Source organism: Planktotalea sp., assembly GCF_049680325.1.
In the GTDB taxonomy this organism is placed as follows: Bacteria; Pseudomonadota; Alphaproteobacteria; order Rhodobacterales; family Rhodobacteraceae; genus Planktotalea.
On sequence record NZ_JBAUHO010000335.1, the window covers coordinates 1 to 5,582 of the forward strand.

5 protein-coding genes and 1 pseudogene are annotated in these 5,582 nt (G+C 54.3%); 1 reads left to right on the forward strand and 5 read right to left on the reverse strand.

Annotated elements, in window-relative coordinates; all coding sequences use genetic code 11:
* Positions 1-235: pseudogene (locus tag WBC85_RS14885) on the forward strand (ATPase); the annotation flags it as partial.
* A 10-nt stretch (positions 236-245) separates the two neighbouring features.
* On the opposite strand, the gene WBC85_RS14890 reads toward WBC85_RS14885, so the two are convergent.
* From WBC85_RS14890 to WBC85_RS14910, 5 genes are all read right to left on the reverse strand, one after another.
* Entirely contained in the window at positions 246-1,007 is a 762-nt protein-coding gene (locus tag WBC85_RS14890; protein WP_424438940.1) for a TIGR02186 family protein, read from the reverse strand.
* Positions 1,007-1,924, reverse strand: coding sequence for a sulfite exporter TauE/SafE family protein (locus WBC85_RS14895; RefSeq protein ID WP_424438943.1), 918 nt, complete (start codon positions 1,922-1,924; stop codon positions 1,007-1,009). Before WBC85_RS14895 ends, WBC85_RS14890 begins: the two co-directional genes overlap by 1 nt.
* Before the next feature lie 98 nt (positions 1,925-2,022).
* Entirely contained in the window at positions 2,023-2,988 is a 966-nt protein-coding gene (locus WBC85_RS14900) for an ABC transporter permease (protein ID WP_424438946.1), read from the reverse strand.
* Positions 2,988-4,082 (reverse strand): ABC transporter permease, encoded by a 1,095-nt coding sequence (locus WBC85_RS14905; protein WP_424438949.1) that lies wholly within the window; start codon positions 4,080-4,082, stop codon positions 2,988-2,990. The genes WBC85_RS14900 and WBC85_RS14905 overlap by 1 nt, the downstream gene beginning before the upstream one ends.
* The coding region (locus tag WBC85_RS14910) for an ABC transporter ATP-binding protein (protein ID WP_424438952.1) at positions 4,082-5,582 on the reverse strand (1,501 nt) is incomplete at its 5' end. The genes WBC85_RS14905 and WBC85_RS14910, both read right to left, overlap by 1 nt.

Genomic DNA, 5,582 nt, shown 5'->3' on the forward strand with positions numbered 1-5,582 from the left:
GTGGGATACAGTGCAAGTGTTTGCGCCTGATTTGTTTGTCGCAGCGCGTATGGGGCGTGTGGAGGCCGGACAGCCGCTTTGGAAGCGGCTCGCTTATGTAGCTATAACCCGCGCCCAAGAACGCTTGATCTGGGTTACGCGCAATCGACTGTCACGCCCAACCGGTGAATTGCGCATAGATGATCTGCGCGCCGCACCAGCAGCGACATTAACGCTGGAAAGCGAAGAGATCTGAAACGAGCCGCTTAGTTGCGGCGCAGGCCCGTGAAGATCGCCGAAGCGCCCCAACCTGAGATGATAGCAATGGCCAGCGACAACAATCCATACAACAACGGCTGCTGACGTGAGAGGGTAAAGAGCCAGCGTTCCAGCCCGACCTTTTGAACGTCGATCACTGTTTCATATTCTGAAACGACTTGGCTGTTTCGCGTCAGATAAATGCGCGTTTTATACGCCCCTTCCGTCAGGTTCGCAGGCATCGCGATCGACGTGCGAAAAAGCGTTTCTTCGCTCAGCTCAACCGAATTCTCCAGAAGCTGAAAAAGGTTGTTGGCTTTGCGAATACGAATAACTGCCTCGGAAAAGCTCTGAGCGTCGGCAACCGACATAGGCGCGCCGACGGAGCGAATAGCTTGAGGGATAGAAATCTTGTAGCGCAAATCTTCTGTCGAGCTTATCAACTCATCCAGTTTATCACTGGCGGCGATCGCATAGAAGCTGGGCGCGGCATCGACCTCAACGGCCTCTGTATTGATCCAAATTCCGAAACGCTTTTCCTTCCGGCGCACGGTCAATGGTTCTGACGGGCCTTGGATCGTTACAATCACGCCCAAGGGTTCGCCTTCAGGAATAGCGCTTTCGCGCTTAACGGCACCGAAAATCAGAATTTCCGAGCCATCGAAATTAGTCGTGATCGACACCTTGTTCTGCGACAGGCCAAGCACGACTTCTTCCTGCGCGAAGGCGGGCAACGCAAGAGCAAGCAACAGGGCCAGAGCGCGCAGCATCAGTGTCCTCCCGCCGCGCCGATAGAGAACAGCTCGGATGGCATCAAAAGCAGATCGAAGGCCAGCTTGGCACAAACCACAAGGACCATGATCGCCAGTAGAATACGCAACTGCTCTGCCTTTAGGCGGGTGCCGATCCGAGTGCCGATTTGCGCCCCGAACACACCGCCGACCAGCAAAAGAACAGCAAGCACCATATCGACGGTATAGTTCGTCGTAGCATGCAGCAAAGTCGTAAAGGCTGTCACAAAAATGATCTGGAAAAGCGAGGTTCCGACGACCACTTTGGTTGGCATGCCCAGTAGATAGATCATCGCGGGAACCATGATAAAGCCACCGCCAACGCCCATGATCGCAGCAAGAATACCAACAGCGACGCCAACTACCAGTGGTGGGATGACCGAAATATAAAGACCTGAAGTGCGAAAGCGCATTTTGAAGGGCAGTGCATGAATCCAGCCACGTTGCTTGCGCTTGGGCGCTCCGCCAGGTTTTTTGGATTTACGAATGGCATTCAGACTTTCGACGAACATCAAAGCGCCGATAATTCCCAGGAAAAGAACGTAACAAAGCTTGACCAGCAGATCGACTTGTCCAAGGCTTTTGAGATAGTTGAAGACGAAAACACCAAGCGCCGCGCCTAACAAACCGCCGACGAGCAACACCGTGCCCATCTTGAAATCGACCGATTTTCGTTTCACGTGAGCCAGCACACCCGAAAAGGACGAGGCAACGATCTGGTTGGCTTCGGTCGCAACCGCAACGGCGGGCGGAATGCCAATAAAGAAAAGAAGCGGCGTCATCAAGAAACCGCCACCCACACCAAACATACCCGATAGAATGCCCACAAGTCCGCCAAGTCCTAGCAATAGGAATGCATTGACCGAAACTTCAGCTATGGGCAGATAAATTTGCATGGACACTCCTAAACTGCGAACGGCTAAAAGCACAAGGTGTGGATCATTGCTTTCTTAGACTGGTTCTGGATTTCGGTGCAAACTGGCTATAAAGCCAGTTACCTTTCTTTGACATATGGCTCGCCGCCCGCGCGCGGTGGAATGGCTTTCCCGACAAACCCGGCAAGAATAACAACTGTTAGAATGTACGGCAGCGCGTCCATGAATTGGACCGGGACGGTAAACGCACCAAGGTCGATGTTCTGATAGCGCAGCGCGATGGCCTGCAAAAAGCCAAACAGCAAACACGCGCTCAGCGCATACCAAGGGCGCCACTTGGCAAAGATCAAAGCAGCCAGCGCGATAAAGCCACGCCCTGCAGTCATATCTTTGACAAAGCCCGCTTGCAGGCCTGTTGCGAGATAGGCACCCGCAATCCCGCAAAGCACGCCGCAAATAGCAACTGCCGCAAAGCGAAGTCCAATGACTGAAACGCCGGCCGTATCAACCGCTGCAGGATTTTCACCAACCGCACGCAGCCGCAGGCCAAAGCGGGTCCGATACAGGAGCCACCAAGTCAAAGGTACCATGGCAAAGGCAACGTAGACGAGGATCGAGTGGCCAGAAATCAGCTCGCTATAAAGCGGTCCCAAATAGGGCACGCCGCTTAGGGCTTCGGCGAATGGCAGTTCTATCGGATTGAAACGTCCGCTATCCGTCAACGAAGGCGTGCGTCCCCCTTGGCTGAACCAGTCCTGCGCAATGAGAACCGTGAGGCCCGCCGCTAGGAAGTTAATAGCAACACCGGAAATAAGCTGGTTGCCACGGAACGTAATCGAGGCAAGTCCGTGAATGCCAGACAGGACCAATGACGCAGCGATGCCAGCCAGAAGGCCAAGCCAGACAGAGCCTGTCATCGCAGCAATCGCAGCTGAGAAAAATGCAGCAGCCAGCATCTTGCCCTCGAGGCCGATGTCGAAAATGCCTGCCCGCTCGGAGAACAACCCCGCGAGACAAGCCAGCAGCAGCGGCGTTGCAAGACGGACCGTGCTGTCGAGCACTTGGATGATTGAAAGGAAATCCATTATGCGTCTCCCTTACGCAAAGCGAGGAAGAGTTTTTCGAGCGGCATGCGCACCATATTATCGAGCGCGCCAGTAAACAGGATGACAAGTGCTTGGATCACGACGATCAATTCGCGTGGGATCGAAGTCCAAAGCGCCAGCTCCGCACCGCCTTGGTAAAGAAAACCGAACAAGATCGCAGCAAGAAAGACACCCAGCGGATGCGAGCGGCCCATGAGGGCGACCGCGATACCGATGAAGCCTGCACCTTCTGTGGCATTCATAATCAGACGTTCGCTTTCGCCCATGACGTTGTTCGTCGCCATCATCCCGGCAAGACCGCCAGAGATCAGCATCGCGACCACTGTTATCTTGACCGGGCTGATCCCCGCGTATTTCGCACCTGATTCAGAATGACCGAACGCGCGAATTTCATATCCAAGCTTCGTGCGCCAAATCAGGAAATACACCGCGACACAGGCAAGCATCGCCACAATCAATGACACGTTGGCAGGGGCCGCTTTGGAAAATGCGATACCGAACGGGGCAAGAATGTCGTGCAACGTTGGAAGGTGCGTCACCTCTGGAAACTTGGCCGTTGCTGGATCCATCGCGCCCGCTGGGCGCATTACGTTAACCAACAAATAGTTTAGCAAGGCAGACGCGATAAAGTTGAACATGATCGTCGTGATAACGATATGGCTGCCACGTTTTGCCTGCAAATAGGCGGGCAGGAACGCCCATGCAGCGCCGAAAACCGCGGACGATAGCGTCGCCGCAACCAAGGCAATCGACCAATGTGGCCACGGCATGTAAAGACAGACAACCGCAACGCCCAAGCCGCCAAGCATCGCTTGGCCTTCGCCGCCAATGTTGAACATGCGTGCATGAAACGCGACAGCGACGGCAAGGCCTGTGAACATGAAGTTGGTCGCGTAATAAAGCGTGTAACCCCAGCCATAGGTGCTCCCGAGGGAACCTTTCACCATAAGCTGCACGGCCGCGACAGGATCTTCGCCAATGGCGATGATGACCAAGGCGGACAGGATCGCAGCGAGAAGGAGGGAAATAAGCGGAACGAGGACCGCGTCGGCCCATGCTGGCATTTTGTCCATTATGCTGCTTCCTCTTCCACAACACCGGCCATCATCAGGCCCAGTTCTTTTTCGTCCGTTTGTGCTGGGTCACGGAAACCCATTATCTGGCCATCGAACATCACTGCAATCCGATCCGATAGCGAAAATATCTCGTCCAGTTCAACAGAGACGAGCAAGATTGCCTTGCCCTGATCGCGCAGGGCTACGATCTGCTGGTGGATGAACTCGATGGCGCCGATATCCACGCCGCGCGTTGGTTGGCCAATCAGCAACAGGTCTGGGTTTCGCTCGATCTCGCGGGCCAGAACGATCTTCTGCTGATTGCCGCCTGAAAAATTCTTCGCCGAAAGCTTGGGATTGGGCGGGCGCACGTCAAAGCGTTGCATCTTGCCTTCGGTATCGGCGCGGATTGCGGCGTTATTCATCAAGATGCCAGATTGATAGGCGGGATCACGATGATAGCCGAACGCGGTGTTTTCCCACGCCATGTAGTCCATAATCAGCCCTTCGCGTTGGCGATCCTCGGGAACATGGGCAATGCCCCGCGCGCGGCGCGACTGCCCGTCAGAAAACTTGCCAGACACGTCAATGTCCTGCCCATTTACACGGATAGTGCCAGTCCCGGAGGCTATCCCGCCAAGCACTTCAAGCAATTCGGACTGCCCGTTGCCAGCAACGCCTGCAATGCCCAGAATTTCGCCTGCTTTCACCTCAAGCGAGATCCCTTTAAGCCGCTCAACACCTTTGTCATCGGTTACACGAAGATTCTCGACCTCAAGCACAGTCGCGCCCGGTTTTGCGGGTGATTTGTCTACTTGCAGCAAGACTTTACGTCCGACCATCAACTCTGCCAAACCAGCAGGGGAGGTTTCCGACGTTTTGACCGTGGCTGTCATTTCACCGCGGCGCATAACGCTGACGGTATCGGTGATATCCATGATTTCGCGCAATTTGTGGGTAATCAATATGATCGTCTTACCCTCTTCGCGCAAACGATTGAGAATTCGGAACAATTGATCGGCTTCGGCCGGGGTCAATACGCCCGTTGGTTCATCAAGGATCAGAATATCCGCTTGGCGATAGAGCGCTTTAAGGATTTCGACGCGCTGTTGATGGCCCACGCTCAGATTTTCAACGATCGCATCTGGATCAACATCCAAGCCATATTCTGCCGCGAGTTCAGTCAGCGAGCGGCGCGCCTTGGCGAGCGAGGGACGTAATAAAGCACCGTCTTCGGCACCTAGAATAATGTTTTCCAGAACCGAGAAGTTTTCGACCAGTTTGAAATGCTGGAACACCATCCCGATACCTGCGGCGATGGCCGCTTGGCTGTCAGGGATCAGCGTCTTCTTACCGCCGATAAAAATCTCGCCTTTGTCAGCCTTATAGAAACCATAAAGGATCGACATCAGCGTTGACTTGCCAGCGCCGTTCTCACCGATAATGCCGTGAATTGTTCCCGGCATTACACGAATAGAAATATCTTTGTTGGCTTGTACTGGACCAAAGGCTTTGGAA